Source organism: Paenibacillus sp. ISL-20 (genome assembly GCF_018613005.1).
Lineage (GTDB): Bacteria > Bacillota > Bacilli > Paenibacillales > Paenibacillaceae > Paenibacillus_AQ.
Map to the genome: position 1 here is coordinate 159,456 of NZ_JAGGRD010000003.1, position 26,644 is coordinate 186,099.

Annotated in this window: 24 protein-coding genes and 3 pseudogenes; 7 read left to right on the forward strand and 20 right to left on the reverse strand. The window is 44.0% G+C overall.

Features of this window, described 5'->3' with window-relative positions:
• Positions 1 to 170 precede the first annotated feature (170 nt).
• Positions 171 to 1,811: a response regulator gene (locus J7E85_RS03575; protein WP_215155042.1), complete on the reverse strand. Its 1,641-nt coding sequence runs from the start codon at positions 1,809 to 1,811 to the stop codon at positions 171 to 173.
• Complete coding sequence (locus J7E85_RS03580; RefSeq protein WP_251035428.1) at positions 1,808 to 3,523, reverse strand: sensor histidine kinase; 1,716 nt, start codon at positions 3,521 to 3,523, stop codon at positions 1,808 to 1,810. Before J7E85_RS03580 ends, J7E85_RS03575 begins: the two co-directional genes overlap by 4 nt.
• Before the next feature lie 747 nt (positions 3,524 to 4,270).
• Here J7E85_RS03580 and J7E85_RS03585 point away from each other — a divergent pair.
• Genes J7E85_RS03585 through J7E85_RS03595 form a run of 3 tightly spaced genes read left to right on the forward strand, consistent with a single transcriptional unit; the run spans position 4,271 to position 5,273 of the window.
• Complete coding sequence (locus J7E85_RS03585) at positions 4,271 to 4,516, forward strand: hypothetical protein (protein ID WP_215155046.1); 246 nt, start codon at positions 4,271 to 4,273, stop codon at positions 4,514 to 4,516.
• A gap of 39 nt (positions 4,517 to 4,555) precedes the next feature.
• Positions 4,556 to 4,756: an IS3 family transposase gene (locus tag J7E85_RS34755; protein WP_215155048.1), complete on the forward strand. Its 201-nt coding sequence runs from the start codon at positions 4,556 to 4,558 to the stop codon at positions 4,754 to 4,756.
• Positions 4,740 to 5,273 carry an IS3 family transposase gene (locus tag J7E85_RS03595; protein ID WP_353049459.1) on the forward strand — a complete coding sequence of 178 codons (534 nt, stop codon included), beginning with the start codon at positions 4,740 to 4,742 and terminating at the stop codon, positions 5,271 to 5,273. Before J7E85_RS34755 ends, J7E85_RS03595 begins: the two co-directional genes overlap by 17 nt.
• A 354-nt stretch (positions 5,274 to 5,627) precedes the next feature.
• On the opposite strand, the gene J7E85_RS03600 is transcribed toward J7E85_RS03595, so the two are convergent.
• The 4 genes from J7E85_RS03600 to J7E85_RS03615 form a co-directional block, all read right to left on the reverse strand.
• Positions 5,628 to 5,840 carry a hypothetical protein gene (locus J7E85_RS03600; protein ID WP_215155050.1) on the reverse strand — a complete coding sequence of 71 codons (213 nt, stop codon included), beginning with the start codon at positions 5,838 to 5,840 and terminating at the stop codon, positions 5,628 to 5,630.
• 310 nt (positions 5,841 to 6,150) lie between these two features.
• Positions 6,151 to 7,047 (reverse strand): NAD-dependent epimerase/dehydratase family protein, encoded by an 897-nt coding sequence (locus tag J7E85_RS03605; protein WP_215155052.1) that lies wholly within the window; start codon positions 7,045 to 7,047, stop codon positions 6,151 to 6,153.
• A gap of 40 nt (positions 7,048 to 7,087) precedes the next feature.
• Positions 7,088 to 7,747, reverse strand: coding sequence for a type 1 glutamine amidotransferase domain-containing protein (locus J7E85_RS03610; RefSeq protein WP_215155054.1), 660 nt, complete (start codon positions 7,745 to 7,747; stop codon positions 7,088 to 7,090).
• Positions 7,748 to 7,900: 153 nt separating this feature from the next.
• On the reverse strand, positions 7,901 to 8,770 hold the full coding sequence (locus J7E85_RS03615; RefSeq protein ID WP_215155056.1) for a LysR family transcriptional regulator: 870 nt from the start codon (positions 8,768 to 8,770) through the stop codon (positions 7,901 to 7,903).
• Between the two features lie 524 nt (positions 8,771 to 9,294).
• Here J7E85_RS03615 and J7E85_RS03620 point away from each other — a divergent pair.
• Positions 9,295 to 10,316, forward strand: a pseudogene (locus tag J7E85_RS03620) (IS256 family transposase); the annotation flags it as partial.
• Here J7E85_RS03620 and J7E85_RS03625 read toward each other — a convergent pair.
• The 3 genes and pseudogenes from J7E85_RS03625 to J7E85_RS03630 form a co-directional block, all read right to left on the reverse strand.
• Positions 10,298 to 10,720: a GNAT family N-acetyltransferase gene (locus tag J7E85_RS03625; protein ID WP_251035429.1), complete on the reverse strand. Its 423-nt coding sequence runs from the start codon at positions 10,718 to 10,720 to the stop codon at positions 10,298 to 10,300. The pseudogene J7E85_RS03620 and the gene J7E85_RS03625 overlap by 19 nt on opposite strands.
• 54 nt (positions 10,721 to 10,774) lie before the next feature.
• Positions 10,775 to 10,915: a hypothetical protein gene (locus tag J7E85_RS33805; protein WP_251035430.1), complete on the reverse strand. Its 141-nt coding sequence runs from the start codon at positions 10,913 to 10,915 to the stop codon at positions 10,775 to 10,777.
• Positions 10,916 to 11,069: 154 nt separating this feature from the next.
• Positions 11,070 to 11,256, reverse strand: a pseudogene (locus tag J7E85_RS03630) (winged helix-turn-helix transcriptional regulator); the annotation flags it as partial.
• Positions 11,257 to 11,351: 95 nt separating this feature from the next.
• Between J7E85_RS03630 and J7E85_RS03635 the strand changes: the two are divergent.
• Positions 11,352 to 11,731, forward strand: a pseudogene (locus tag J7E85_RS03635) (RidA family protein).
• A gap of 263 nt (positions 11,732 to 11,994) precedes the next feature.
• On the opposite strand, the gene J7E85_RS03640 reads toward J7E85_RS03635, so the two are convergent.
• Complete coding sequence (locus J7E85_RS03640) at positions 11,995 to 13,956, reverse strand: glutaminase domain-containing protein (RefSeq protein WP_353049457.1); 1,962 nt, start codon at positions 13,954 to 13,956, stop codon at positions 11,995 to 11,997.
• An 82-nt stretch (positions 13,957 to 14,038) separates the two neighbouring features.
• On the opposite strand from J7E85_RS03640, the gene J7E85_RS03645 reads away from it, so the two are divergent.
• Positions 14,039 to 14,869: an AraC family transcriptional regulator gene (locus J7E85_RS03645; RefSeq protein WP_215155060.1), complete on the forward strand. Its 831-nt coding sequence runs from the start codon at positions 14,039 to 14,041 to the stop codon at positions 14,867 to 14,869.
• A 325-nt stretch (positions 14,870 to 15,194) separates the two neighbouring features.
• Here J7E85_RS03645 and J7E85_RS03650 read toward each other — a convergent pair whose 3' ends face one another.
• The 7 genes from J7E85_RS03650 to J7E85_RS33815 all read right to left on the reverse strand — a co-directional run bounded on the left by J7E85_RS03650 (position 15,195) and on the right by J7E85_RS33815 (position 22,648).
• A complete protein-coding gene (locus J7E85_RS03650) occupies positions 15,195 to 16,037 on the reverse strand; it encodes a carbohydrate ABC transporter permease (RefSeq protein WP_215155062.1) in 843 nt (280 codons plus the stop codon).
• A gap of 12 nt (positions 16,038 to 16,049) precedes the next feature.
• Positions 16,050 to 16,985 (reverse strand): carbohydrate ABC transporter permease, encoded by a 936-nt coding sequence (locus J7E85_RS03655; protein ID WP_215155064.1) that lies wholly within the window; start codon positions 16,983 to 16,985, stop codon positions 16,050 to 16,052.
• Between the two features lie 63 nt (positions 16,986 to 17,048).
• Positions 17,049 to 18,377 carry an ABC transporter substrate-binding protein gene (locus J7E85_RS03660; protein ID WP_215155066.1) on the reverse strand — a complete coding sequence of 443 codons (1,329 nt, stop codon included), beginning with the start codon at positions 18,375 to 18,377 and terminating at the stop codon, positions 17,049 to 17,051.
• Between the two features lie 311 nt (positions 18,378 to 18,688).
• Positions 18,689 to 19,606 carry an ArsR/SmtB family transcription factor gene (locus tag J7E85_RS03665; RefSeq protein ID WP_215155068.1) on the reverse strand — a complete coding sequence of 306 codons (918 nt, stop codon included), beginning with the start codon at positions 19,604 to 19,606 and terminating at the stop codon, positions 18,689 to 18,691.
• A 1,011-nt stretch (positions 19,607 to 20,617) separates the two neighbouring features.
• Positions 20,618 to 21,181, reverse strand: coding sequence for an RsfA family transcriptional regulator (locus J7E85_RS03670; RefSeq protein WP_215155070.1), 564 nt, complete (start codon positions 21,179 to 21,181; stop codon positions 20,618 to 20,620).
• Positions 21,182 to 21,826: 645 nt separating this feature from the next.
• Positions 21,827 to 22,180, reverse strand: a complete 354-nt coding sequence (locus tag J7E85_RS33810; protein ID WP_251035431.1) for a helix-turn-helix domain-containing protein — start codon at positions 22,178 to 22,180, stop codon at positions 21,827 to 21,829.
• Between the two features lie 9 nt (positions 22,181 to 22,189).
• Positions 22,190 to 22,648, reverse strand: a complete 459-nt coding sequence (locus tag J7E85_RS33815) for a hypothetical protein (RefSeq protein WP_251035432.1) — start codon at positions 22,646 to 22,648, stop codon at positions 22,190 to 22,192.
• 139 nt (positions 22,649 to 22,787) lie between these two features.
• On the opposite strand from J7E85_RS33815, the gene J7E85_RS03680 reads away from it, so the two are divergent.
• Positions 22,788 to 23,948, forward strand: coding sequence for an epoxide hydrolase family protein (locus tag J7E85_RS03680; protein WP_215155072.1), 1,161 nt, complete (start codon positions 22,788 to 22,790; stop codon positions 23,946 to 23,948).
• Between the two features lie 33 nt (positions 23,949 to 23,981).
• Here J7E85_RS03680 and J7E85_RS03685 read toward each other — a convergent pair whose 3' ends face one another.
• The 3 genes from J7E85_RS03685 to J7E85_RS03695 form a co-directional block, all read right to left on the reverse strand.
• A complete protein-coding gene (locus J7E85_RS03685) occupies positions 23,982 to 24,209 on the reverse strand; it encodes a hypothetical protein (protein WP_215155073.1) in 228 nt (75 codons plus the stop codon).
• 242 nt (positions 24,210 to 24,451) lie between these two features.
• Positions 24,452 to 25,198 carry an NAD-dependent epimerase/dehydratase family protein gene (locus tag J7E85_RS03690; RefSeq protein ID WP_251035433.1) on the reverse strand — a complete coding sequence of 249 codons (747 nt, stop codon included), beginning with the start codon at positions 25,196 to 25,198 and terminating at the stop codon, positions 24,452 to 24,454.
• Positions 25,199 to 25,702: 504 nt separating this feature from the next.
• A partial coding sequence (locus tag J7E85_RS03695) for an S-layer homology domain-containing protein (protein WP_215155075.1) occupies positions 25,703 to 26,644 on the reverse strand: 942 nt, incomplete at its 5' end.

Consider the following 26,644-nt stretch of genomic DNA (forward strand, 5'->3'; position numbering starts at 1 on the left):
GAAATCTCTTTCTTTCTCTCTCATTATAAGGGCCACTTCTCGCTCGCATAATGCGGGTAACCACACATCGAGGGCAGGTTTCCCAAGGAATCCATCCCATCACAAAATAAGCCCTGCATCCAAAAAATGTGGAAACAAGGCTTTATTGAAATATGATCATTCTCAGATTCTCAGTCCAGATTCATCGGTGTGCTGATCTTCCCGGTACTATACAGCTTGAACTCGGATGGGGTCATGTTGGTATGTTTCTTGAAGATTTCGCTAAAATAGCGACGATGCTCATATCCAAGCTTCTGTGCGATCTCCTGTACCTGATAATCGTTGATCAGCATCTCTTTGGCTTTTTCCATCCGCTGATGGATCACAAATTGTTGAAAGGAAATATTCAGCACTTTTTTGAACAGATTCGAAAAATATCCGGGACTGATATTAAACTGCTTCGCGCACATATCCAGAGATAAATTCGTATGTAAATGCGCACATATATAATCCTTTGCCTGATAGATCAATTTCGTTGATTCGTCCGAGCGCTCCTGTTCGATCCATGAACAAGCTTCAAGACATATGCCTTTTACCGTATCCCGCATCATCTGGAACGAAACAAGGCCGGAGCTCTTCACCGCATTCCATTGTTCTTCAAGCCTCTTCACCCGATCGTGAGGGAATTGCTCCGACATGACCCTGCATATTTTGGATGACAGCTCATAACATAAGTTTTCGACTTGCTGCGGCTTGGGAAGAGGGTCACGCTGCAACATATCATTAAAAATTCGCTCCAGAATCAGCCGACATTTTTCCCGATGCCCGGAGCGTAAAGCAAACAGAAATTCTTGTTCGGTCGAAGTCGTATAGTTCAGCAGGGTTTTCTCGTCTCCCGAATTGCCAATATAACTGTTCAGGCCATTGGTATAGAAATGATAGTCCAGCGCATTTAGAGCCTGTTGATACGAATTCGGTAATTCATCGATAGAAGTGACGCACTTGCCTATCCCGATCGAGATGGTTGAATGCGTAAATTGGAAAATGTTCCGTCGGCAGGCTTCCGATATTTGTTCGGCCCATCCCATATCCTCGCAATTGATCAGGCAGATAAAACGGTTCAATGCCTCGCTAAAGACGATGCCTCGAGTAAAACCACCAATCGTTTCCTCCAAAATATTTCGCAGGCTGAACCTGATCAGTTCTACTTCCCGCGCAGGCTGCTCTTTATATTTGTCCATAAAACGGTCCAATTCCACGATAAAGAGATTGAAATGCTGTGGATCAAGCTTAATGCCGAGTTCCTGCCATTTTTGATGCGCTGCCTCCGCATTCGTACGATGATGGATCAGCAATGACAAGTACTCCTGCTGCAGCACCGGCAAGCTTTTGATTATGTTCTGCTTCAGTTCCATGACCTTGCTCTGCTCCTGTCTTTCTTCTTGGTAAGCGGCCTTGGCCTTTAATACCACTTGGACGATTTCGTGAATCGAAAACGGTTTCTTGACAAAATCAAAAGCTCCTAAGCGGATCGCCTGTCTTGTGAAGGAAAAATCGGTGTACGCGCTGAGAATTACGATCTTGGTGGAAGGTGAACTTTTGAGAATTTCTTGAGTCATGGCTAACCCATCTTTTTTGGGCATCCGGATGTCAGTTAGGACAATATCAGGTTTCGTCTCTTTCACCAGGCGAATGCCTTCCTCGCCATCCAGTGCCGTGCCAACGACTTCAATATGATGTTCCTTCCATGGCGGCTTCCGAGCGATCATGTCGACCACGCTTCGAATATCATCAATGATGCATAACTTAATAACCGGCGATCCATTCATCATGATTCAACGTCTCCTTCTCTAATCGGCATCCATATTTCCGTTCTTGATCCTTTGCCGGGAAGGCTGGTCAGTTCGATTCCGGCTTCTTCGCCATAGAAGAGTTTGAGCCGGTTCACGATATTATTCAAGGCATAACCTTTCTTCGAGACTGGCGGCTGCAGCATCCCCTTCCTTACCTTATCCGCATCCATGCCGATCCCGTTATCCTCTATGATCAGGTGCAGCAGTTGGTCTTGCCTGTAAACCCGCACATGAATTCGACCTCCAGAGCTTATATCCTTAAAACCGTGTTGAATGCTGTTTTCCACGATCGGCTGCAATAGAATTTTTGGCAAAAGGCAAGTTCGTAGCGAATCGTCCGTCATGGTAACTTCAAACTCAAACAAACCCTCATAACATTTTTGTTGGATGAGGCAATACTGCTCCACATGCAGGAGCTCATCCTCCAGTGTGTTCCAATCCTTGCCTCCGCTCAGCCCTAACTGGAACATCTGGGACAAGGACAAAATCATCTCATTGACCTCATCGTTCTCGCCCAATACCGATTTACAGTAGATTGTATTGAGAGTGTTGTACAAAAAATGTGGCTCCATCTGTGCAGTCAAAGCCCTCATCTCGGCCTTTCGTTTCCCGGATTCGCTCAGTCGTACATCATCGATAAGACGGTTGATCTCGTCCAGCATGCGGTTGAATTGATAGCCCACCTGCGCAACTTCGTCGGTAGACCGGCTGGCAAAACGGACATTCAGGCGGTTGTCCTCGACCTCCCGCATGAGCCTTTGCAGTTTAAATAACGGGATAAGCAGGATTGCCGTCAATTTGGTGGACAGAAGCCAGGTAAGGAGCAGAAAGAATAGCATGATATAAATGGTGGTTCGCTTGACGCCATTCATTTGCTCGAGCAGCTTATCCTTCTGCTGAATGCCAAACAGGCTCCAGTCTTTGACCACGGCGGATCGGGTGTAGTTCACCAGGTAATCAGTTTCGTCAAAATGATGAAAGAAAGAACCTTGATTGCCTTCGGATACTTTGTACAAGAACGGTTTATCTTTCATGAGATTATGGCTGGAGGACCATGCCGTCCGGATCACTTCCTCGCCTTTCGAGTCGATGACAAAATAGTCGCTGTCATCGTTCGAAGAATGTTGGTTGACCGTGCCGATCAACCCACTCTCGTTCACGTTCACCACAATAAATACATTGGTATTCGAAACGTTCTCCTGCGTTCCCTTCGTAACAAAGGAGAGCGTACGACTGTTCCCTGTAAAAAACTTGTCGGTGTGTCCCTTAACCCAAATCCCCCCATAATTCTCTTTCACATCGTAATACATGCTGGATTCATAAAAGGACTGCGTCTGTGAACGGCGCTGCGATACCGGATAAAAATCTCCGATCGGTGTGGCTATCAGTATGCTTTCGATCAATGGTTCGTTAAATGAAACCTGCGAAAACACGTACTGGAGCTCGGACAAATGTACGTAATACTTCGAGATGTCGTTGCTCTGTACATCCAGCATCATTTCCTTGAAAGCGTAACTAAACATAAGGGAACGAACGGAATTGGAGATGCCGGCCAGCTTATCGTCCAGAATTTGAGTTGTTTTATTCACGGTTTCTTGACTGGATTCAAACGCGTTCTTCTGAAGTTCCTTGGATGCTATCCAATAAGTTGTCATGCCTACCGCTCCAATTGCGAGCGTTATCATAATCATGAAGGACAAGCGAACCCTGTGTTTAAAAGAGATACCGTGAATCCAACTGCTGAACTTTCCAGTTAAACGCTCTAACCTCAGTCGTTTTATCAATGCTTGATCAACCTCTCCTGAATTTACAAGAAGTCTTACCAATTCATTATCTATTGCGGATCATTTTACATTATAATATCAATTTAGCAATAGGATATTAGTTTTCTTGCCATGTAAATCCCAGCTAATAAGTGTGTTGACTTCATTCTACAACTTATTTATGAATTTATTGTGCAGCGAGCAGAGAATTCAGGAAAAACCTTCGGCTCCAGGAACAAATAAACAACATCTCTGCTTGAATTGTGGAAAGCGTTAAATTCGAAGAAAGCTTGTGTGGAACATGTTTTATCAAGAAAAAAAGAAATATATCCAAATGTCCCCATTCAATACAATCAATGAGGGAGAGATCTTGCTCAACTTCTGAATGCCAAATATGTTGGTGTTAGTGAAAGATCGATATTAATCGGCTATGAATGCAAGTTCCTGACCATTTCGGCTAACGATGTAAGTTCTTGTCCTTAATTTGGGACAAGAACTTACATCGTTAAAACAAAAAAGCCGCGATTTTGATTTTATCCCCTTTTTTCGTGGGCGAAATACGAAAGACATACGACATCGAATTCAAGCGCAAGGCTGTTGCGATGTTCTTGGAGGAAGGTCTTGGCTACTAGACGGTAGCCAAGGCCTTGGGCATCGAGATAGGATGGTTCGAAGGTGGTGGCTCACTACGAGCGAGAAGGTATCGAGGGGCTCAAGGAAAAGAGTGGCACCTCGACGGGTTCGAAGAACGGGAGACCGAAGAAGACCAAAACCTTGGAGGAAGAACTCCTGCGGCTGCGAGCGGAAAATGCCTTGCTAAAAAGCTATGGGAACTGCAAAGGGGGCAAGAGCAAAGAGACGTCAAACCTACCAAGCCATCGAAGCGCTAGCCGGCAGCTATCCCATGGCCCTGCTGTGTGAGCTGGCACGCATCGCTCGAGTAGTTACTACAAATGGGCAGTGAGAAAGCATAATCCAACGCCCAAACAGATCGAAGAGCAAGCTCTGAAAGAGAAGATTCTTGAGTGCCATACCCAGCTAAAGGGTATTTACGGATGCCGTCGGGTTCGTGTCTGGCTAAAGAAAACCTTTGGCTTGAGTGTCAACCACAAGCGTGTATACCGGCTGATGAAAAGAGCTGGGGATTCGTGCACGTATTAGGCGCAGGAAGCCACACTTTGGTCGTTGGGAGGCCGGGATTACCTCAACCAACGTGCTGAATCGGGATTTCAACGCCACGGCACCCAATACGAAATGGGTCACCGATGTGACCTATCTGCCAATTGGCTCTCGCTTTCTGTACCTGTCGGTTATGTTCGATTTGTATAACATCGAGGTGGTTGCCTTCCGGATCGGACGACACAACAATTTAAAGCTTGTGCTGGAGACCGTACAAGCAGCTGTACATAAACGCAAAGTAACCAACCTACTGCTTCGCAGCGCCCAAGGCTTCCAGTATACCCACAAGGATTACCATGCCTTTTTGAAGCGCAAGAAAGTTAAAGCGAGTATGTCGCGTAAGGGGAATTGCTGGGATAACGCCTGTATCGAGAGCTTCTTTGGACACCTGAAGTCAGAATATCTTCGACTCCACACCTTCTCGACCGAGGAAGAGCTCGTTAAGGGGATTGAACGATATATCCACTTTTACAACCACGAACGTTTCAACAAAAACTGAACAACCTTAGTCCGGTTGAGTACCGAACTAAGGTTGCTTAGGGCTGCTTTTTTACGGCTGTCTACTTGACAGGGGTAAATTCACTTAGCGACTTTCAATGGGACCATATTGAAGCCGAAATTATTTTCGGATATTGCAACTCCCACTCCCCGTCACAAATAAATGAATAAGGAGTATACTCCATTTCGCCATGTTCATATATTCGGAAGGTTATATGACCATGAATGAAATGTCCTTACAGCTTTCGCTCTTTTTACAAAGCCAGCAAAAACCATAGAGGTGACAACTACCGGTAGAAGTGCAGAGAACAGCCCAACCAGCTTCTTGACCATATCAAAATTCACGCTGTCAGCCTCAAGCTGGTGTTGTTCTATGAACCGGCTTATCGTGCTCCCGCTCCTTATTTTCCAGACCGCCGGTATCTAATGCAAGCACCTTAACCAAGTCCGCTTTATCGCCTTTGTTTTTCGCTTCGTCCAAGGCATCCTTTTTCGTCTCACGGCAGCGGGAAGTAGGACGGTGGCAGTCCCGTCTGTCAACAAGCCACGACTGTAAATTCCTTCCCATCAGCGGTAAAGGTAAAGCCGATAACATCCATGCTGCAAAACAAATCAAAAGCAAGATCACTGGAGATCAGGCTGCCTCGGAGATCCCCTGCCAAGATACGAGCAGTGCTGTTCTAGCAAGTGAAGAATTTCCGGAGAAATAGACTACATTGGCCTTAGTGCTGCGATTCAAGTTCTGTAATCTGGGTGACTAGTAATTATCCCTCATTATGCAAATTAATTCATTCTACTCTTTATCTATTAAGAGTTTGGTGGATTATTGAACACAAAAAAACGGCATTTCTGCCGTTTTCAAAAAGCCGGTTTCCGGCTTATGAGATGCTCTTAATCCAACTCAGCATAGGTTCTTCTGAAGGTTGCCAGCCCAGTAGATTTCTTGCATGTACCGCACGTACACGACTGTTAGATGCAATGGCAAAGCGAGCCCAATCGCCCAGTTCTGCAATGGCTTCGTCGGCCGGCCAACTCATCGTTTTGCCTGAAAAGCCAAGTACTTCACTGATGGATTTGGCAATATCCTGGAATGAATCCTCTCCATTCTCTGCGAAGAAATAAGAAGCGGAAGGTGCTTTTTCTAAAGCCAATCTATATAATTCCGCCAAATCCTTGATATGAACATTGGACCAGCGGTTCACACCTTTGCCGACATGAACGCCCGCTCCCACCGCCTTTGATTTGTGAATAACCTGGGGCAGCTGATCGCTTTCCGTCGGTAATCCAAGTGCATCGCCGTAGATCATGGAAGGCACGATAACCACACTTCTGACCCACTCATCTATTCCGGCTTTGCGTACCAGATTGTTGATAGCGACTCGGTCAGCGCGGATGTCCATGGGAACAAACGGCGTCTCCTCGTCATAAATATTCTCGCTTTTGGAATCGCCCCGAGCATCATCTCCGACCACGCTTGAACCTGATGTATGCAGGAAAGCTTTGCCGGTACCGCGCAAGGCGGCGATAAAGGTCTCCACGGCTCCCCTGTGATCCGAATCGGCGGTATGAATGACCGCGTCACTCAACTTAGAATACTTGGTCAGCACTTCATTGTCTTCCAGCGTGCCCAACACAGGCTCAATACCGATTTGCTTAAGAGCATCCACCTTCTTCGGATCACGCACCAGACCGTAGATATCATGTCCGGCATCAATCAGCACCTTCGCCACGGATCCGCCAATATAACCTGTAGCACCTGTCACGAATACTTTCATTGTTTCTCTCCTCCTATATCTTTAATTGTGACTGTCGGAATTATCCCAGTTGTTCAATAACCGCTTTGATTACAACCATCGTAGATTGCGGATTTTGCCCGGTAATTAGCTTGCCATCCACCTCGAGATGGGAAGACCATTCCGGTGCAGCTACATAAATAGCGCCCATGTCACGAATCTTGCTTTCCAGAAGGAACGGAAGGTGCTTGTCTAAGGTAGTCTGTGCTTCTTCCCGGTCAGTAAAGGCGCTGACACGTTTGCCTGCAACAAGTGGTTGATTATTCGACAACGTAGCGTTCACCAGCCCCGCCGGTCCGTGGCATACAGCAGCTACGATCTTGTCGCCTTCATAGAAAGCGCGCAGAAGTTTTTGCAGAGGCTCACTGCCCGGTAGATCGTACATCGCTCCATGTCCACCTGGCAGGAAGATGGCATCAAAATCTTCGTATGAAACATCATCCAGTTTAATAGTATGTTCCAGATATTTCTCAGCATTCAAAATTTCCTGCGGAGTATCTGCATTTACACTGCCCGGATCAACCGGAGCTTTGCCGCCGAGCGGACTTGCTACCGCGACTTCATATCTGCTCTTTGTAAATTCAATATAGGCTTCGGCAAACTCAGAAAGCCAAATTCCTGTCGGCCTGCCTGCAAAAATTTCTGTATGATTAGTAACTACGATCAACACTTTTTTCGTCATTTTGTATTGCCTCCAATAGTATGAATTTTGGTTACTCTCCTATTGTAGAATCGCTTCACATATAAAACAAATTATGATTTATAGGTTAAACAATAAATATATTTATATTTTATGATATAAAAAAAAGACCACCAAACAGACACTGGCTGATCTTTATTCCTCTTCACGTATGACCGCCATAATCTCGCGAATCTGGGGCAAATGCTTGTGCTTAAGTTTATAAGCAAAGAACAATTCGTTGTTCACCTTTAAATCCTCATAAATCACCTTCGTATGGACTCTGGACGCCTCATCTGTCAGATAGGTAGTTATCACACTAAGTCCGGTTCCATTACCAATCGCCTTCAATATCATATGTAAATTCGGAATGACATGAACAGGTCTAATCTGAGGACGCTTTTTAAAATGTTCCCTCCAAATCCTCCGGATGATCGGCAGCTCTAGTCCATAGCTCATCCATGGCTGCGTGGACAGCCATTGCTCTCTGATTTCGAGATCGTCTGTGTCTGGTATTTCATAATCCTGCGGGGCCACAATCGCAAATTCCTCATCCATTAATTTCAGGTACTCGATGCCAGGCGTCTGAACCTTTTGCGAGGTAATGATGACATCCACCTTATCCTCTTTCAGCATTTCCAGCAATTCAGCGGCAGTTCCAAAATGGGTGATGGTGCGGAAATCGTATCGGTGCAGCCGGGGAAGTATTTTTTCTGTATAGAATTCATGCGCCGTTCCTATCTTGATCACGGTAAGCGTCGGCAGCGAAGCCGCCCTGAAATTCATCGTTGCCTCCTCCAGCGACTCGATTAGCGGGGCCAACTGAGAGTATAACTCCTTCCCTCGTTCAGTGGGCAGCATCTTCCGTGCCGTTCGGATAAAAAGCGCTTCGCCCACTTCGGCCTCCAGGGAGGCCAGATGCTGGCTCATGGCCGGCTGTGTCATCATGCGGGTCTTTGCGGCTTCGGACACCGAACTGTGCTTATAAATGTTGCAGAAGCTTCTGTACCACTCGAAATCTGCCATGCTGTCTCACGCCTCCCAGCTAGATAAAGTCCTAAACTGTCGCTGTTTCATTGAACTAACGACGCGTTAGCCTCTAAGCCATACTTCGCGGCACCATAGTGAATGAAAATTTGATTTTCCAGGGTAGATAGCAGTGGGAAGCCACAACAAAGTTGTGATGATCGCCTGTATGAACAAGATGCTTCATTTTGCTCTGTTGAAACAGAAAGAATCTTTCCTAATTTTAGCATAATTAGACCACTCTGGACAAACGCCTTAACTCATGAAAAGAGCAACGCAATCAATTAGCCGCTAAGATGGAGCAGAAGCAACCTGCCGATGTGGGCTTTGACGCTCGCATTACATACGTAAAGTGCAACCTGTTTGTCACCGCCGGACTTGCTTTGGCTTTATCAGTGTAACACTATCTTTAATCGAAATACCTCCCGTTTTATCTTTTGATCAAGCAATCGAGTCTGTAAAATAGTTTGTGTAAACTCCCAAATCTATTAAAATGGAAAGTAATAGAAAGGTTGGGGAGAAACATGGGACTATGGACAAAAGAGCAATTGCGAGCGTTTATTAAGGAGAATAAGCTGGTCACGGCTCAGGATGCGCAAAATGCCTTGAAAGAGCTGTTTGCAGAAACGCTGCAGGAGATGCTGGAAGCAGAATTAGACACACATTTGGGCTACGAGAAGCATGAGATCAAGGCCAAGATGACACCCAATAGCCGCAACGGTAAAAGCAAGAAGACTGTGGTCAGCGAGTACGGGGAGCAGGAGATCGCGATTCCTCGGGATCGGCTGGGAGAGTTTGAACCGGTCGTTGTACAGAAGCATCAAAAGAACGTAACGGGTATCGAAGATCAGATCATCGCTTTGTATGCCAAGGGCGTCAGTACCCGCGAGATCCAGGACCATTTGCAAAATCTGTACGGCATCGAAGTGTCGCCCACCCTCATCTCCAATGTCACCAATAAAATTGTGCCGCTCATTAAAGAATGGCAGAACCGGCCGCTTCAAGGCGTGTATGCCGTCGTTTACATGGATGCCATTCACTTTAAAGTGAAGCAGGATGGGGTCATCGTGAACAAAGCAGCCTACATGGTCATTGGCATTGACCTGGACGGTAACAAAGATGTACTGGGCATGTGGATCGGCGAAAATGAATCCAGCAAATTCTGGCTCAGCGTGCTCAATGACCTCCGAAATCGCGGGGTCCAGGATATCCTCATCATCTGCGTAGACAACCTGAACGGCTTCTCCGAGTCGATTGCTGCTTGCTATCCAAAGACCGAAATTCAGAAATGTATCATTCACCAGATCCGAAATTCTACTCGCTATGTGTCCTACAAGGATCTCAAGAAAGTCACCGCTGATCTGAAACCAATCTACAAAGCGGCAACAGAGGAAGGGGCCTATTGGAACTAGATCGCTTTGAGGAAGTCTGGGGTGTCAAATATCCACTCATTGTCCGTTCATGGCGAAACAATTGGGGGGAACTCTCGACCTTCTTCAAGTACCCACCCGAGATCCGAAAACTGATTTACACAACGAAGAGTTTACACAAAATATTGACAGACCCTGTCTGTACAGGCTGCCGATGATCTCGGCAGCCTATTGTCATGGTGCTATCGTTTCCTGTTAGTTGATTTCCTATACTCCAATCGGTCTTTCCTACTTCCTTAATCATTAATTCATTCATTGCCTCATAACCTATTCCATTTGTTAACTGAGTTTCATCATCAATTTTCAACCATTTACACCTGTTCTTCAATGGTTTATATCCATTTCTCAAATACAAGGTCATGTTATCCGCAAATAAAAGTATAAAGTCAATATTTCGCCCCACAGAAAACTTATCAATTTCTAAAAGAAGCGTTGAACCTAGTCCTTGGGAGCGTGTGCTTTGTGAAACACATAAATCAATTACTCCCAGTACTCTTATGGGTTTTCCATTTAGATTCATCACCCTGTAATCTAATCCAACATGTCCTATCAGCTGATTTTCTTAGTTTGAAAGCTAGAAATCTAACATGCGGTAATTGCTTAAATAAATTCTATTCCTAGGATAAACTTCTGGAAAACTATCGATTAATAATTCTTGTATTTTTGCTTCTAATTCATTACTTATATCATATTCAAATACTTTTTCTAACTTCAAATTATACCTCCTATTTGTTTTAACCATTTTCTACATCAGGAAGCTATATTCCTTTGTTTTCGCTTTATCTATGAGACTTTACTCGACTTTACAGGAAAACTCGAGGATACTCTTTTCGCTCCACCATACCATATGCTTCCAATTCTTCAAGTTATGAACTCTATGTTTTATAAGTAATAGCTCCTAGCTGTCTTTTCAGATCATTAAAGCGAACCGATTGGTTTTCTGCTAGGAGGTAAAATAATAACCATTTTCCGTTTACCAACAATAACTGATAATGTATAACCAAAAGGTGTATCTTTAATATTCTTAACTTTACCTTTATATTCAGCCATACTCACTATCTTTTCTGGTAGTACCTATCAATAAAGTGCGTACTAATTTTTACATGCTTTCATTCTATACTACCCTTACTTTAAATAAAGGAGAGAAAGAAATGACTAATGTCAAAACCTACAATCACGATCTTTGGGATCACGGAATTACCCAGGGACTACTCCGTAAACGGAACTATCTACATTTCAGGACAATTTTCTCACTAAACAGAGGGCACGTTCGTTGGCGAAGGCGATATCGAGGCACAGACCCGGCAAACGCTGGAAAATCTTGATCGCGTGCTGGCGGGATTTGAAGTCACGAGATCGAACTCGCTTATGTGGAGATCTATTTGACAAACGCTCAAGAACATTCCGAGCCGGTCATCCGGCTGATCAAGGAATACGTTGGACAACACCGGCCGGCAGTCTCATCGGCGTGACATATCTTGCGTTCCCTGAGCAATTGATTGAAATTAGCGCCGTTGCACACGCGGACTAACTCGGCTGCGAAATCGCGACATCAGTGTCGCATCGAACTCGTCCAGAATGAGGAAGAAGCTGAGAATATCACAGTTGCATGCATCTACAGCGGCAGAGCAGTATATCGAAACTCAGCCCCTATTCAATGCTCAAGATCATTGAATAGGGGCTTGTGGTACTGCCAACAAGCTCTTCGGCATACCAAGGAGCTTGTTGGTTTTGATTGCTTTTAATCAAAATAACACCGCTTCCGGATCATCATCATCCTACGGGGCTGCAAATTTAGATCGATTTCACTTCTTTTTCATCCTCGAATTTACGCTTGAAACTACAAATTTCCTTATCCATTAGCATCTTGATAAACACCCCACCTTGTACCGATCTGTTCTGGAAACCGACCATCTTCGCATCGGTCGTTGAATACCAGTCAGTCATTGGGACACGGCTCTGCGACTGGTCGTAAGCAAGCCATAAGAGATCAATAATGGCATTGAAATCCTCCTTGCTCTCACACAATGCGGCGCTCCACACAAGCCAATCGGATTTGGTATACGTATCGCGGTTATCGAGCATCAGGCCGTAGGGTCCCGAATGCTTTTCGATATAGGCCTGCGTCTCTGCCTTAAACGTATCATCAGGGAATAAGTTCAGACCGAAGATTCGAGCCCAGATGGCATTATATTTCATACTGAAAGTGCCGGGACGGTCGAATGCCAGGCGGAACGTACCATCATCATTTGCGGCCATGGACCTCCATTGTTCCGCCATCGATCGGGCGATCTCCATGAGTTCCTCCGCCTTCTCTCCGTTTCCTGCCATGTGGTTCAAGATGGAGAAGCTGGCTATCCCCATGATCGCTTTGAGCGACAGGTTACAGTTATGAGCCAAATGACCTGCAAAATCGTCTGTACACAGCTGATTATCCGGATCGATGCCGTTTTTGATCAAGTAATTGCACCATGTTTCAAGATATCCCCAATTCTCTTGGGCAAACGATACATCCTGCTCCGCAATCGCGACGGCAGTGACGCAAATCAGCATGTTTCCGCATTCTTCAACCGGCATTTGCCAGTTGGGCGTAGTTCCATTGCTATATACCTGTCCGTTCAGAAGAGGGTAGGTACCCACATCGTGGGGAGCAAAGTCATAGTACCAAATATCGGTTGAAGCGTACTTGAAAATCGGTCGTAGCATCCCCTTCACCAACTCGGGATTATAAAGCAGGAATTGAGGGATGGACGGGTAAGTTACATCGAGCGTGGCGGCGCAACCATTACTGAAATTTTCCTTGGAGACGAACAACACTTCTCCTTCAGGACCCGCAACGATTTTATGTGCGGCAATAGCTTGCCGGTAGGCCAAGGATACCAGGTCTGCATACTTTTCACTTCCGGATTCCGCGGCGTCTTGATACAATTTCTTTGCAAACTGCTCACATTTCTCATGCAACGTATCGTATTCGTCCAGCGCCTGCTTGATCGCCTCTTCGATCGTTTCTCCGTCTTTCTTCCAATAGGCATCAAGCGGTTGGTGAAAATACTCGATCGATTTTATATCGTCATATGCGACTGCAAATAGTCCTTCTACGTCCTGATCCGTATCCAGGTCAATAGACAGCCGCATAGTATGATTTATTGTCCCGTAGACGTTTACATCCTCGGCAGCGGTTACTGCAGCTCGACTATGGTTTGATGCCAGATATACGTAACCCCAGTTAATTCTGAGGTCGTCCCCGCTTCTAGTTAACATATGCTGAATTCTGCTGCCCACCTTACCGCAAGTAAAACCGGGTTCACTGATATCCGAGTACACAGTAGGAAACTCGTATTTCATGTTTTGGCATAGTTCCCCATCTACCGTAATGGTAACCGTCACGTCATGTTTCTTCTTGTCATTCGATTCGGTTTGCACGTGAATATAGGATACCGGTCTGGACGTCAGCTTCAAATCATCTAGCAATAGCGGAGTCGTGAACGTAACGGTTAAACAAATTTCATTGCAGACAAACTGGTATTGGCTTGAGAGCGCATGAATATCTAGCTTTGTCTGTTCCATGATCAGGCTGTCCGGGTTAACCCCCATGAATGTATACTCTTTCCCATCAACCAGCGCGGTGCCTGTAATCCGGTGAGGTTTACCCGTCCAATGCTTGGTGTCCGATTCATTGAGCTTATCCGCCATCGACCAGACAGAAAAGTACGGATCTACGGTTATCAGCGGAACAGCTGGAGCACGTAAAATCACATTATTCCCTCCCTTTAAATGTTGTCTCATACAAGATATAATTTATCATGCACCTAGGCGCTTTATAATAGGATAAATCATCATGAATGTGAGTATTATCATCATGCACGAAACCATATTCAATTTCTGGCATTTGAATGACCCTAAGCTTCCACTCAATGTTCTCATGTCGGGTATCTCTTATTGCGACAAAAATTACCGGATTGAACGACACGGCGAGAACCTGTTTTCGTTCGAATATATCATCGACGGCAGCGGCGTCCTAGAGATCAATTCACAAACGTTGTATCCTCAGAAAAACGACGTTTACATACTGACCAAACACAGCGATCACATCTATTATTCCAGCGAAGAGCACCCATGGAATAAAATTTGGATCATATTTAATGGTGACTTCGCCGAATCTTTATTCAAACAATATATCCCCGAAAATACGTATCTTATCAAGGACTGCAACATTCTTTCCTATATGAAAGAATTGATCAACCTTTCGTCTGCCAGGCAGATTAACTATTCCGGTTTTATTGACGAAGTGACTGTTATTCTACTGAAAATCGTATTGCGCTTAAAGAACCAATTGGAACATAAGGGGGCACCCACCGTAGCTGAGCAGATCAAGTTTTGTCTGGACGGTAACATCGAGAATAGAATAGATTTAGACGACCTTTGCGTACAACTCGGCTATTCGAAAAATCACTTGATCAAGCTGTTTCGGGAAAAGTACGGAATTACGCCATACGCCTATTTTCGAAAACACAAAATTGAAGCGGCCGAGCGATATTTGCTGAACACACATCTTAGCATCAATGAAATCTCCTCCAAACTGAACTTCGCAGACCAGCACTATTTCTCTTCAGTCTTCAAAGCCATCGTCGGCGTTTCCCCTTCAGAGTACCGACAGAATAAGAAATAAGGAAAAACGGTAACCATCGGACGTGTCCTCCGATCATTCATAGGTAGTTGAACAAATGCAGCCGATCACTTTGACCGGCTGCATTCTTGTCTTTATGGGGCTTATCCTAGATGGGATTTTTTAGATCTTAATGTTCATACAAAAAGCCATTAGCTTCACATACAGCGAGTTTACCATGTAGCCGGTCGGGTTCACCAAATATCTTGTCCCTGTGTCCAACCGTCGGATGCGCCCCATTTCTTCATTAGTCAGTTCAAAGTCGAAAATGCTCACCTCCGTTTGGACACAGCAACTCACCCCTCTGATCATATTCGTAATTTCTTATTTAACCCTTAATTCCAGATAACGTAACACCCTTGACGATATACTTTTGGAAAATGATAAAGATGATAATGATCGGGATCGAAGCATACGCATTCACCGTCATTGGCAAGGTCTCGTCCTGGTTATACGAGCTCATGAAAAACGGGATACCGATGGGAAGCGTAAACAAATCTTCCGATTGAATTGCCAGAAACGGCCACAAGAAATCGTTCCAAGTGCCTAAGAAAGAAAAGATCATCAAGGTAGCCAGCACCGGTTTGGATAATGGAATAAAAATGTTCCACCACACCCGAAATAAACTGCAACCGTCTATTTTCGCAGCTTCCACCAGTTCATTCGGCATCCCGTCGAAAAATTGCTTCATGATGAGTACACCAAGCGGTCCAGCGAGACCCGGCAAAATGAGGGCAGCATAGGAATCCAGAATCCCTAAGCTGTTAGCTACCATATACAAAGAAACAATCGTCGCTTCGCCGGGAATCATCATTCCACTGAGAATGAGCCAGAAAGCTAACTTCTTATAACTGAAATCGATCCGCGATAAAGCAAATGCGGCCAGTGAAGCCATGGCCAAGCTGAGTACAGGCACAATAACAGCGATGGTTAAGCTGTTCATGGTCCATTTGATCACCGGCGCATTCTCAAAAATATAAGCGTAGTTTTCGAACGAAAACGGCGGCAGGAAACGGTCCATCAGATCGCCCATCGCACTACCCTGCGGTTTTAGAGATGTGAATATCATGTAGATCACCGGAACGACAAAGATCGTTGCCAAACCGTAAGCTATGATGTGCAGTAGTATTTTCGGACCCGTCCACCGTTTGGAGCCAGCGAAATCACCCATTTCCTCATCACCTCAGTCACTTTTTTTACCGAAAATTTTAAACTGTAAGAATGAAAGTACCGTCAGAAAGACAAAGAAAATAAATGACATCGAGGTTGATAATCCAAGATCGTTGGCGGTAAAGCCGGTTTCATAAATGTATTGAATCATCGTCCGGGTTTCATTCCCTGGCCCGCCACGGGTAACGAGCCATACCTGGCCAAAAACTTTAAAGGACGCTATCACTTGAAGCACTGTAATCAGTACGAGAAGGCCTCGCATCGCAGGCAATGTGATAAATTTGAGTCTTTGCCAAGCGTTGGCTCCATCCAGTGTCGCTGCCTCGTAATGTTCAGCAGGAATATCCTGCAGCCCCGCGAGTAGCACGATCATGTTAAAGCCCTGCGTCCACCAAAGCGTAATCATCACGATGGAAATCCAGGCAAGCTGCGGTTCATTCAACCAGAAAATTTCGGATTCCGGGCTGAGAATCCCGAGATTATGCAGCACCGTGTTCACTAAGCCTGAGTAAGGCGCAAGAAGAAATATCCAGACAAAGCTGACCACCGCTACGGACAATACATTTGGCATGAAAAACACGGTTCTCAGAAAGGTCTTTCCTTTTACCTTTGAATCAAGAATTAAGGCAAGCAGGAAGGGCGTTACGATCATAAATGGGGTGGAGATTAAGGCGAAGTAGGTCGTATTCCAAAGAGAAGCCCAGAAATCCGAATCTTTCAGTGCATAGAGGTAATTTTGAAGGCCGACAAAGCCTTCTTTGCCAATCAGCGTCCAATCATGAAAGCTGACGAACAGTCCGTAGAAAATCGGCACAATCGAAAAGAGAATAAAGAAAGAGAAATATGGGGCAAGAAAACCGGTTGCCAGCAATTCGTTCTGCAGCTTTCTTTTTCGCTTGCCTATGGACATATCAACCTGACTAGGATCTTTTACCGTTACCGGATTCATGATTCAACCTCCCATAGTGCATCGGAGTTACAACCTCGGTAACTCCGATGCAAATACAACAGCCTATCGTTGCAGAAGCTTTTCCATGCCTTGTACCGCTGCGTCCAATCCTTTATCGACAGGTGCTTTACCAGACCAGATCGTATCTAATGCCTGCACAAGCTGGTCTTTTGCCGGCCACATTTTGGGCGATCTTGGCAAATATACACCATCGTTGCCTGCCTGCAAATAATCCTGGCGATAAGGCATATTTTTGAACACTTCTGACTCAACAGCCGTTGTGGAAGGTGGGATATGTCCGGCCTTGGACCATTCAGCCGCGTTGTCTGTCACCCATTTTGCAAACGTGATCGACGCTTTTACCTTGCTTTCGTCCTGCCCTTTTTTCTGGACCGGCAATATGAAGTTGTGTGAATCAATCCATGTTGCAGGCTTATCATAAATTTGCGGAAAAGGAATGGCTCCGAATTCCAGTCCTTTTGTTCCTTCCAGTGTGCTCGTAAACCAGACTCCTGTTGGCATCACGGCACCCTTCCCAGCTTGGAATGTCTCGCCGATTTTAGGAAGGTTTCTTGGTATCATGCCGCTCTCAAACCAGCTGCTAATATATTCTGCAGCCTGTTTGCCCTGCGGATTATTTAACGTCACCTTTTGGCCGGATTCATCAAACAGGCCCTCTCCTCCAAGCTGGTTGTAAAGCGCCCACCAGATCCGGTAAGGATCCTCGCCTGTAGAGCCGAGCAGCATATTCACATTACCTTTGGGAATGCCGTCTTTGATTTTTTGCAGAAAGTTGTTGAAGCCTTCCGGACCGGGTTCAATGATTGGCTTTTCATTTTCGTCCAGCAAATTCAACTCACGCAATATTTTTTTGTTGTAATACAGGATGAGCGGATGAGCATCCAGCGGCAAGGCATATTGCTGATCGTTAAATAACGTTGCGTTTACCATGTTTTCATTGAATCCGCTTAGATCAATGCCCATCGAATCGATATATGGATCTAATGGCTCGATGATTTTCAGTTCTACCAACTCGCTTAATTTGGACGTATGGGATACCGCAAGATCAGGCGCATTGCCACCTGCGACTGCGGTTTGCAGCTTGGTATAAAACTGGCCCCAATCCTGCGTCAATGCCTTCACTTCGATTTTGCCTTTATGTTCATCGTTAAATTTTTTCACCAGTTCGTTCATAATGACGCCGTCACCTCCTCCGAACATGTTCCAGTAGGTGATGGTGACTTTCTCACCGGGAGCGGTTTCCGGCTCTTTTGAAGCGTTTTCATTTCCGTTGTCGGTTTTACCTTCATTGCCTAATGAGCATGCACTTAACACGAATGACATTACAAGCAGCATCCCTAATGCGACTTTATAGAGCTTGGAAGTTTTCATAAAAATCCCCCTTATAAAGTGATATAACTAAACAAAATTCCGCTTACATTCTTCGTTGGTTAAGTGTTCTCGTTACCGCTCTCCTCTCCCTCTTAATTATTGGATTTAGCAACAACTGGTAAAGATAAACCAAACTTTAAACAATCTAAATCCATTCGTCAATACTTTTTTATCATTTTTTTAATTAAAACAAAATATTTGTAATGAATGAATTCGTAACCTTCAAACCTAAATCAAAATAATAAAAAAGAGGCTTCCCTGTACAGGAAAAGCCCCTTGATCCGACCCTACAATCCTTGGGATGCTATGATTCAATAGATGATTCTCATTATGATATCTTGATCATAATCACCAAACTGCTTGCCGAAAATATTGATGCCTCCAATATGCTCTGCATCCGGCTTGATCCCGATTCGTAAACTAATCAACTTATTCTCGAACAGACGGAGATCATCTAGCTTCACCTCAGAAACAGCAACGTCGTCGAGGAAGCTTCCTGAGTTATCAACTTTCCAGGTTTTCAGCAGCCCGTATTGCGTATGACTATCAGGTAGCCACGGCGGATTCAGCTTTCCCCTACGGTCCCCAAAGTCACCAGGAGAAGTCCAAGTTCCGATTTCTACATCATTGATCCAAATCGTAATATCAGACGGCCAGTTATGATCGTAAAGAAATGCTTCTGAACATAGCTCCATCGAAAACTGAATGGATTTAATGTCTACGTCTCTATCTGAAAACAGAGGGAATTTATATTCTACATATCCGCGGGAAAACCAGATCAGCTGTGCAGAAATTCGGCTCGGATGAAAAAAGTAGGCCGGCTCGTCCGGCGGTTGAACCATTCCGGATTCAGTGATCAAGCCGCATGTCGGATGGATTTCGCAATCCGTATAACAACCAACGGGCATTTCAATCTGGTGCAGATTGGTCGGACTATAGATTCCGTTGGTTAATTTCAAACTCATACGTAAATCATCAAACGTTCGTGTGCAAACCTTCATTGTGCCTCTGGATGCGGGCAGTACCTCCGTCGCGATAATGCCCGCATTTTCCAGCACCCGAACATTGAAGGCGACCGTCGATACAGGCAGATCTAATTTTTCAGCAATATCGACAATATTTTCCCGGCTGTGATTCAAAAGCTTTAAAATGTTTATCCGGACTTCCGAAGCTAATGCATGTGCCACTTTTCTCAGTCGTTCCGATTCATCGATTGACAACTCTAACATTTTGCCTTTTTCCTCCTATTGCGAGTTTTATCTGCATAACTGGTTATCATTATACGTTACAGCCAATACTCCACAACTTTCGTAGAACAACAGATGTGATACACGTAGGCCCTTAACTGTAGCTGTTATATTTCATTATATTTTCAGGTTTAGACACTGCTCAGATCGCTATGACAGCATCGTGCCTAGTAGAACGGGTAACTGACCCAGTGTGTTCAGTACAAACTCGGTGTCTTTCTTTTTCAGATATACTGTATGCCACCAACTCTCTGTTAAACCAGTCCATGATACCGGACAGGTATAACATTTTTCGCCAAACGGCAAACACGTAATTTCTGTAACGAGTTTTTGCCTGGGGGCATCGGCCTCGAATAGGCTCTTTAGCAAGTGTTCTTCTTATATATGATAGCTACCTTGTAGGTTTAACACGAGAAAGCCCAATCCATGCACATGCTTGGGTCACACTGACTTCCCCTCGAATAGACTCCATCCACTCCACTACAATCTTTGGAGACACCTTCTTTCGGATTTCCTTGTACTTTTTTAGCAGATTGAGTTGTCGCTTCAAAAACCGATTTTCCACCTTAAGTTTCTACAATTTCGATGTGCTCAGGTCCTTTACATAGCTTTGTTTACCCAAAGGCTGTTTCAATCGAAGCAATTCTCTGGCTCGGTGCCATCTCATCCACGTTCATACTGTGTTTATTCCAATTTCAAGCTACCAAGACTTCGTACACACGATAACCATTAATCTCATTTCAATGACTTTTCTCTTCACTTCTACAGGGTAGTTTACTCTTGTCGCCAACACAAAAACACCTCCAAGTATGTATCCATATCTTACGACATAGTTACATTCTCTTGAAGGTTTTTAAATTTGTCTCACGTTATGGGGTCCCTAATCAACCTATATATACTTCAATTTAGTACTATTCACTTCTTAAGTTAAGGTAGAAGAGTCTATAATATGTAATCCTCTTACGCTTAACGATACAAACAGGAACCGCTGTTTCAACCTATCTTTTCTTGCTTAAAATTTGTTTTTGAATTTGAATTCATCAAACGATTGGCGTGTTGAACAATTGAAAGTAGCGCCTGATAATCTTCATTTGGCGTGATTGGAGAATCCTCCTTTTTGTTTGTAAGTGATATTAGCTTCTCTCTTTCAACTTTTAAAGATGAGATGGTTTTGTCAATCTTTTCTAAATTTATCATTAGTTGCTTAATTTGAGATTGAGTTTTATCATAGACCTTTTTTAGGTTTTTTACAGATAAAATCATAATTTTAATATCCAACTCTTGATTCTGTTTCTTAAATCCTATATCATTTTGTGTTTTCCTTACATTTTTCCGATCTTGTCTATGAACTTTGGCCATACGGATTTCACGTGCGTATTTTTTACGAACGTTACTGTTCCAGCGAAAACCGCAAGCACCTGCAGTTCTACCTAGGGTTTCACCAACTTCTTGAAATGCTCTTAGCTGGGTACTACCGTCAGTTATGTGTTTAATCACGGTCTGAGCAAGAGTTAGATCATTGTGATAGCTCCATGCATCAGAACGGGTTTTACTCATTTTCCGCACCATCCTTTGACTGTTTAGCTTTAAAACAATATATATGCCAGCTTAATCAAGTATTCTAGCGTGGTTTCTGGTTTCCATTGTTCACCAACAAGTGAAATTTTAAACACAAAAAAGACCTGCATTGCAGTAGGTCATGAGTAGATCGACTATGTACTTGTGGTGGAACAAGTTCAATTGTTTGAAAGTAAGGGATAAAATTAACTGGTTCATTCCAGTCACCAATTTTAAAGCCAATAGACAAGGTTTTTTCTGATTCAGTTTCAGTCGTTTGCGGCTTAAATGAAAGTCCAACCACTTTAAAAATTCCAGGTTCATTTCTCAGATATCGCTTACGATACTTTCACCGTATTTCCCTTCTTATCTTTTTTAAGCAATAAGGGATCTCCGTTTAAATAATATTAACGAAGAATGCAAGATTATCCTGCGTTTCTTTTGCTCTCAAATTCTTCTGCCCATTCGTGATAACAGTCTGTTTTCTCTATTAAAGTATTAATATCTATAAAGAATTTATCCTTGATTACCAACCACTTTCCCAATTCGAAAGAAAAGGTAGTATTGAAAGCCGCTCCGGCTCGATCCCCTGTCGGTTCGATTAGTTATTGACTTGTTATCAACCTCACTTCATATAGATCAGTTCTATTGAGCAGTAGCGAACTTACGAGTGATGTTCCTATACTTTGTAGGTGAGATGCCTTTCTTAGCTTTAAACTGCCTGATAAAGTAAGTGTCATATTCAAACCCAGTAGCGCGTGCAATTTCATCAAGCTTCATACCTGTATGAGTTAAAAGATCACAGGCAACTTTCAAACGATGTGAAAGCAAGTAACCCATTGCTGTATTTCCGCATCGTTCCTGGAACTGCTTATTAAGAGTCACACGGTTTATATGAGCGCAATTCGTCAGATCTTCCAAAGAAATTTTTCTGGAATAGTTTGTGTGTATATATTCTAACACCGAATCAACAGGTGATTGTTCACTATTTTGATGCAAATCCTCCAGCTAGCCTAATATTTGGATCAGGTATTTTTTTATCCTGCACACCCAGCGTGCATCACTTTGCGCCTGCACTTCCATAACTAGTATAAAAAACCATTCAAATAGAAGCGGATATGCTTTCTCGGTGATAGGGGGTACAGCTGTATATGGATCATCTCTTTGAAAAAGTGAAAGACCTGTTTGTATTCTCGGGCCCGTCGGGATGTAGTCCTGCGTTTCGTAAAGAGTTATGGTGTTAAGAAATTCGAGATGAAAACGAAAGGATTGTGCGGCAACGTTATGTTTCTCAATAACTTTCAAATTATCATCTTCGGCCCGGCAAAGAACACCTGGAGCGAAAATGGAAATGGGTCGTTCGTTTAATGTCCCGTTCATACTTCCTGATGTAATGAGAATCAGTGTAAGACGTTCAGGATAAGGAAGTATGCTAAAATCCTCCGCTGCGGTAAATTCAATGTTCACGGTTCGGTTTTTATGTCGGTCTATTTGCGGCATAGCAGTCACCTATCAAATAATATAGTTGGATACTTCATTTATGCCAGTGTACCACACAAGTGTGAGGGATATAATGGCGATGTAACAACAAAAGGAAGAAACCACGATGGCTATTGAACGTTTTCATATTCATGTCTCCGACGAGATCCTTGACGATCTAAAATACAGACTGCATCATATTCGTTGGCCGGATCAAGTAGAAAACGCTGGCTGGAAACGGGGCACAGAATTAAGTTACTTAAAGTCGCTTGTTTCGTATTGGAAGGACCATTATGATTGGCGCGCCCAAGAATCCAAGCTGAACCGCTTGTCCCAGTTTTGCTGCAATATCGACGGCATCGACGTGCACTTCGTACATGAGCGTGGTAAAGGACCAAACCCTATTCCCATTATTCTTACCCATGGATGGCCCGACAGTTACCTTCGTTACGAAAAGATCATCCCTCTTCTTACGGATCCGTCCAGCTACGGCGGTAGCCCTGAGGATTCTTTTGACGTGATTGTCCCTTCATTACCTGGATTTGGATTCTCGAGCCGCCCCAAACATCCTGACATCAACAATTTTCGCGTCTCGGAAATGTGGGCTAAGCTAATGACAGAAGAATTAGGCTACAATAAATTTGCTGCCGCAGGCGGGGATATTGGCTCCGGTGTTACAAGATACCTAGCTTCAAACCATCCCGAACTGTTATTCGGAATCCACCTAACCGATGTCGGCATTATAAGAAATCTCATGACTTCATCTGATCAGGCAGAGCTGTCCGATGAAGAACTGCGATACAAGAAAAACGCTTCGGAATGGATTGCGCAGGAAGGAGGCTATATGTCTCTTCAATCGACACGTCCCCAAACCCTAGCTTATGGGCTTACCGATTCACCGGCAGGTTTGGCTGGCTGGATCATTGAAAAATACCGTGCATGGAGCGATTGTAATGGTAACCTCCAGAATAGATTCAGCGAGGATGAACTAATCACCCACATTATGTTGTACTGGGTTACAAACACAATTGGTTCGTCAGCACGGATGTATTATGAAAATTCTCATTCTTTACCCCCATTGGGCTATATCGAGGTACCGACAGGCATCGCTTTATTCCCGGCAGATATCTTGTTGCCGCCCAAAGAATGGGTTGTGCGCAACCTAAATGTAACTCGTTGGACTTCGCTGCCCCGAGGAGGACATTTTACTGCTATGGAAGAACCCGAGCTTCTGGCCCAGGATATTCGTGCCTTCTACAAGCCGTTTAGAGTGAAAAATAATCATTGATATTCATCAAGATCCAAACCGGTGGACTCCCCGTTACAACAATAAACAACAGCAGCCGATCGTGTGGTCGGCTGCCGATGCTTGAATCGGCAAGATCAACCCGCATAACAAGCCGCCTGTCATTAGCACGGTCATCAATTTCTTCCTAAAAACACTTAGCTTTTCCGTGAACAACACCTCTTTTTTGAAATGTAATGAATCGAAGTAAGCACGAAGATCCCGTGCCCCCGTTACCCTGATCGTTTTAACTCCTCCCCTCATCTAATGGCTGTACTAACCATCGGAATGGTTGATCAATTCCATCCTACACGCAAACACTCCAGGAATCTTAGCCATTTTAAGGATAAAACTACACTATTTAACTGTACTTTCTGCCTTGTTGTGAAGTAAGGACAAGCCATAAATGCTTGTCCTTACGTTTTCGGTCTATCACGTTGGCTCAAAGGTGGTAAGGCTCCATCCCTAAACTTACGAATTACAGTTGAAATCATATCTATACCTGGTTACTTTAGGTGTTTCCTAATCCAGCTCAATAATGGTTCCTCTTTGGGCTTCCAGCCCAATAAGTTCCTTGCATTGACCGATCGTATTCGACTATTGGAACCAATGGAGGACCGTGCCCAATCTCCGAGCTCTGCAATCGCCTCTTCAACCGGCCAGCTTATCGTTTTCCCTTGATAACCGAGAGCTGCACTGACCACTTCCGCAATGTCCCGGAAGGAATCCTCTCCGTTTTCAGCAAAAAAATAAGATGCCGAAGGGGCTCTCTTAAGAGCCAACAGGTAGAGTTGTGCCAAATCTTTAATATGGACATTGGACCAGCGGTTAACGCCTTGCCCGACGTGAACGCCTGCCCCCATTTCACGAGACTTCCTGATAATCTGCGGCAGCTGAGCACTTTCTGCAGGCAACCCAAGTGCATCTCCATATATCATAGATGGCACGATAACAATACTTCTGATCCATTTATCAATTCCGGCCTTGCGGACGAGCTTACTTATCTCTACGCGATCCGCACGAAGATCCATCGGAACAAAAGGTGTTTCCTCATCATATATTTGGTCGCTCAAACGATCACCACGAGCATCATCACCTACCACACTTGATCCAGATGTATACACAAAAGATTTCCCGGTACCACGTAAAGCCCCAATAAACGTCTCCACGGCACCCCGGTGATCTGAGTCCGCTGTGTGAATAACAGCATCACTGAATTGTGCGTACTTTATTAATAGATCCGCATCATCCAAGGTTCCAAGTATTGGGTGTATACCTAGTTGTTGAAGTGGGTCTACTTTCTCCTGATTGCGGACCAGGGTCCAGCATCGATCAAAGTCTTTGCCACTGATCCGCCGATATAACCTGAAGCACCTGTTATAAATACTTTCATCTATACTCCTCCATCCTTATCGTTTTTCAGTAATATATTGGATTAGGAATAATGCCTGACCTAACGCGATACATCTTTTTTTCAACAACCTTATTATATAAACTGACTTAACTGTAAAACAAAATTCATGTCAAAAGTTCACTATATGAACCTTATGGACAAAATTTATTAGAACTTTCCTGGTACTTAACTGAAAATTAAGACACCGGAAACTAAAATTATGCTGAGTACCAATGTTAAACACGCTGTGTAACTCTAACTATATTACCGCATCGAAAAACGGTGATGCAGAAAAGTTCTTTGCACCACCGTTTTACGATTTATTTTGTTTTCTGGTAAGATAGTATCTCTGATTTAAACTCACCTATAGTTGGGGCGATTCCTGTTCATTTTCTATATAGCTTTTATGCTCTGAGTCAAACAATGACAGAATAAGTTTCACTGCTTCAGCACGCGTAAGCCCAGCATGAGGAGCAAACCTATTTCCATCTCTACCTTCCATAATACCGGATTTGACTATTGCAAGTATAGAAGGCTGAGCCCATAGTGGGATATCTTCTGCATCAATGAAATCTAATAAACCAGTTTCAGCCGAGTTGATATCTAATGTACGGGCGATCAGTACCGCTGCTTCCGCACGAGTTATACTCACTTGAGGACGGAAAGTTCCAGACGTATAACCTTCAACCAATTGAGCATGGACAGCTGCCGTAATATAAGGGACCGCATACGCAGGAATTTGTGAGCGGTCGGTAAATGTTAAATCCTCATTTTCGGAAAGTGATAATTGCAATACTCTTGCTAATATCGTTATAAATTCCGCACGGCTAATTTGTTGCGACGGACGGAATGTCCCGTCGCTATATCCTTTAAACAATCCAATCTCAATCGCTTTATTAATATATTGTTCAGCCCAATGGTTAGCTGTATCCTTAAACGCGATTTTTACAGAATGTTTGATAATTTGGCTTTCAAAGTCATTAAATGCTTGATTCAACTTCGCCAGTGCATTATCGATTTCTACTTGTGTTGCTGAAACATTCTTTATAACCTCATTAGCTTTATCAATCGCTCTCCACAGTGCATCTACAGCAATTGCTGGATATTGCCCTGGCTTATCCCCAATAATAGCTCCACTTACCTTCGCTGTGAACTTTTCTATAGACGCAATCAGCATCGCTTTGTTGAGCTCCGGTTCCCTTGGTATAGGATAATTTGGTGAAGCGTTAGGACCTGAACTAACATTATCAATAATCTTTTCTTTTACCCAAACAGTAGATGTTCCAGTAAAACCGCCATCTTCTGT

Coding starts and splice junctions, on each gene's coding strand:
- J7E85_RS03655 (WP_215155064.1), bottom strand. CDS start 16,985: ATGAATCCGGTAACGGTAAAAGATCCTAGTCAGGTTGATATGTCCATA.
- J7E85_RS03600 (WP_215155050.1), bottom strand. CDS start 5,840: ATGGGAAGGAATTTACAGTCGTGGCTTGTTGACAGACGGGACTGCCAC.
- J7E85_RS03650 (WP_215155062.1), bottom strand. CDS start 16,037: ATGGGTGATTTCGCTGGCTCCAAACGGTGGACGGGTCCGAAAATACTA.
- J7E85_RS03660 (WP_215155066.1), bottom strand. CDS start 18,377: ATGAAAACTTCCAAGCTCTATAAAGTCGCATTAGGGATGCTGCTTGTA.
- J7E85_RS03665 (WP_215155068.1), bottom strand. CDS start 19,606: ATGTTAGAGTTGTCAATCGATGAATCGGAACGACTGAGAAAAGTGGCA.
- J7E85_RS03615 (WP_215155056.1), bottom strand. CDS start 8,770: ATGGCAGATTTCGAGTGGTACAGAAGCTTCTGCAACATTTATAAGCAC.
- J7E85_RS03605 (WP_215155052.1), bottom strand. CDS start 7,047: ATGAAAGTATTCGTGACAGGTGCTACAGGTTATATTGGCGGATCCGTG.
- J7E85_RS03580 (WP_251035428.1), bottom strand. CDS start 3,523: ATGATTATGATAACGCTCGCAATTGGAGCGGTAGGCATGACAACTTAT.
- J7E85_RS03670 (WP_215155070.1), bottom strand. CDS start 21,181: ATGAGTAAAACCCGTTCTGATGCATGGAGCTATCACAATGATCTAACT.
- J7E85_RS03625 (WP_251035429.1), bottom strand. CDS start 10,720: ATGAATCTAAATGGAAAACCCATAAGAGTACTGGGAGTAATTGATTTA.
- J7E85_RS03610 (WP_215155054.1), bottom strand. CDS start 7,747: ATGACGAAAAAAGTGTTGATCGTAGTTACTAATCATACAGAAATTTTT.
- J7E85_RS03680 (WP_215155072.1), top strand. CDS start 22,788: ATGGCTATTGAACGTTTTCATATTCATGTCTCCGACGAGATCCTTGAC.
- J7E85_RS03575 (WP_215155042.1), bottom strand. CDS start 1,811: ATGATGAATGGATCGCCGGTTATTAAGTTATGCATCATTGATGATATT.
- J7E85_RS03685 (WP_215155073.1), bottom strand. CDS start 24,209: ATGAGGGGAGGAGTTAAAACGATCAGGGTAACGGGGGCACGGGATCTT.
- J7E85_RS03645 (WP_215155060.1), top strand. CDS start 14,039: ATGAATGTGAGTATTATCATCATGCACGAAACCATATTCAATTTCTGG.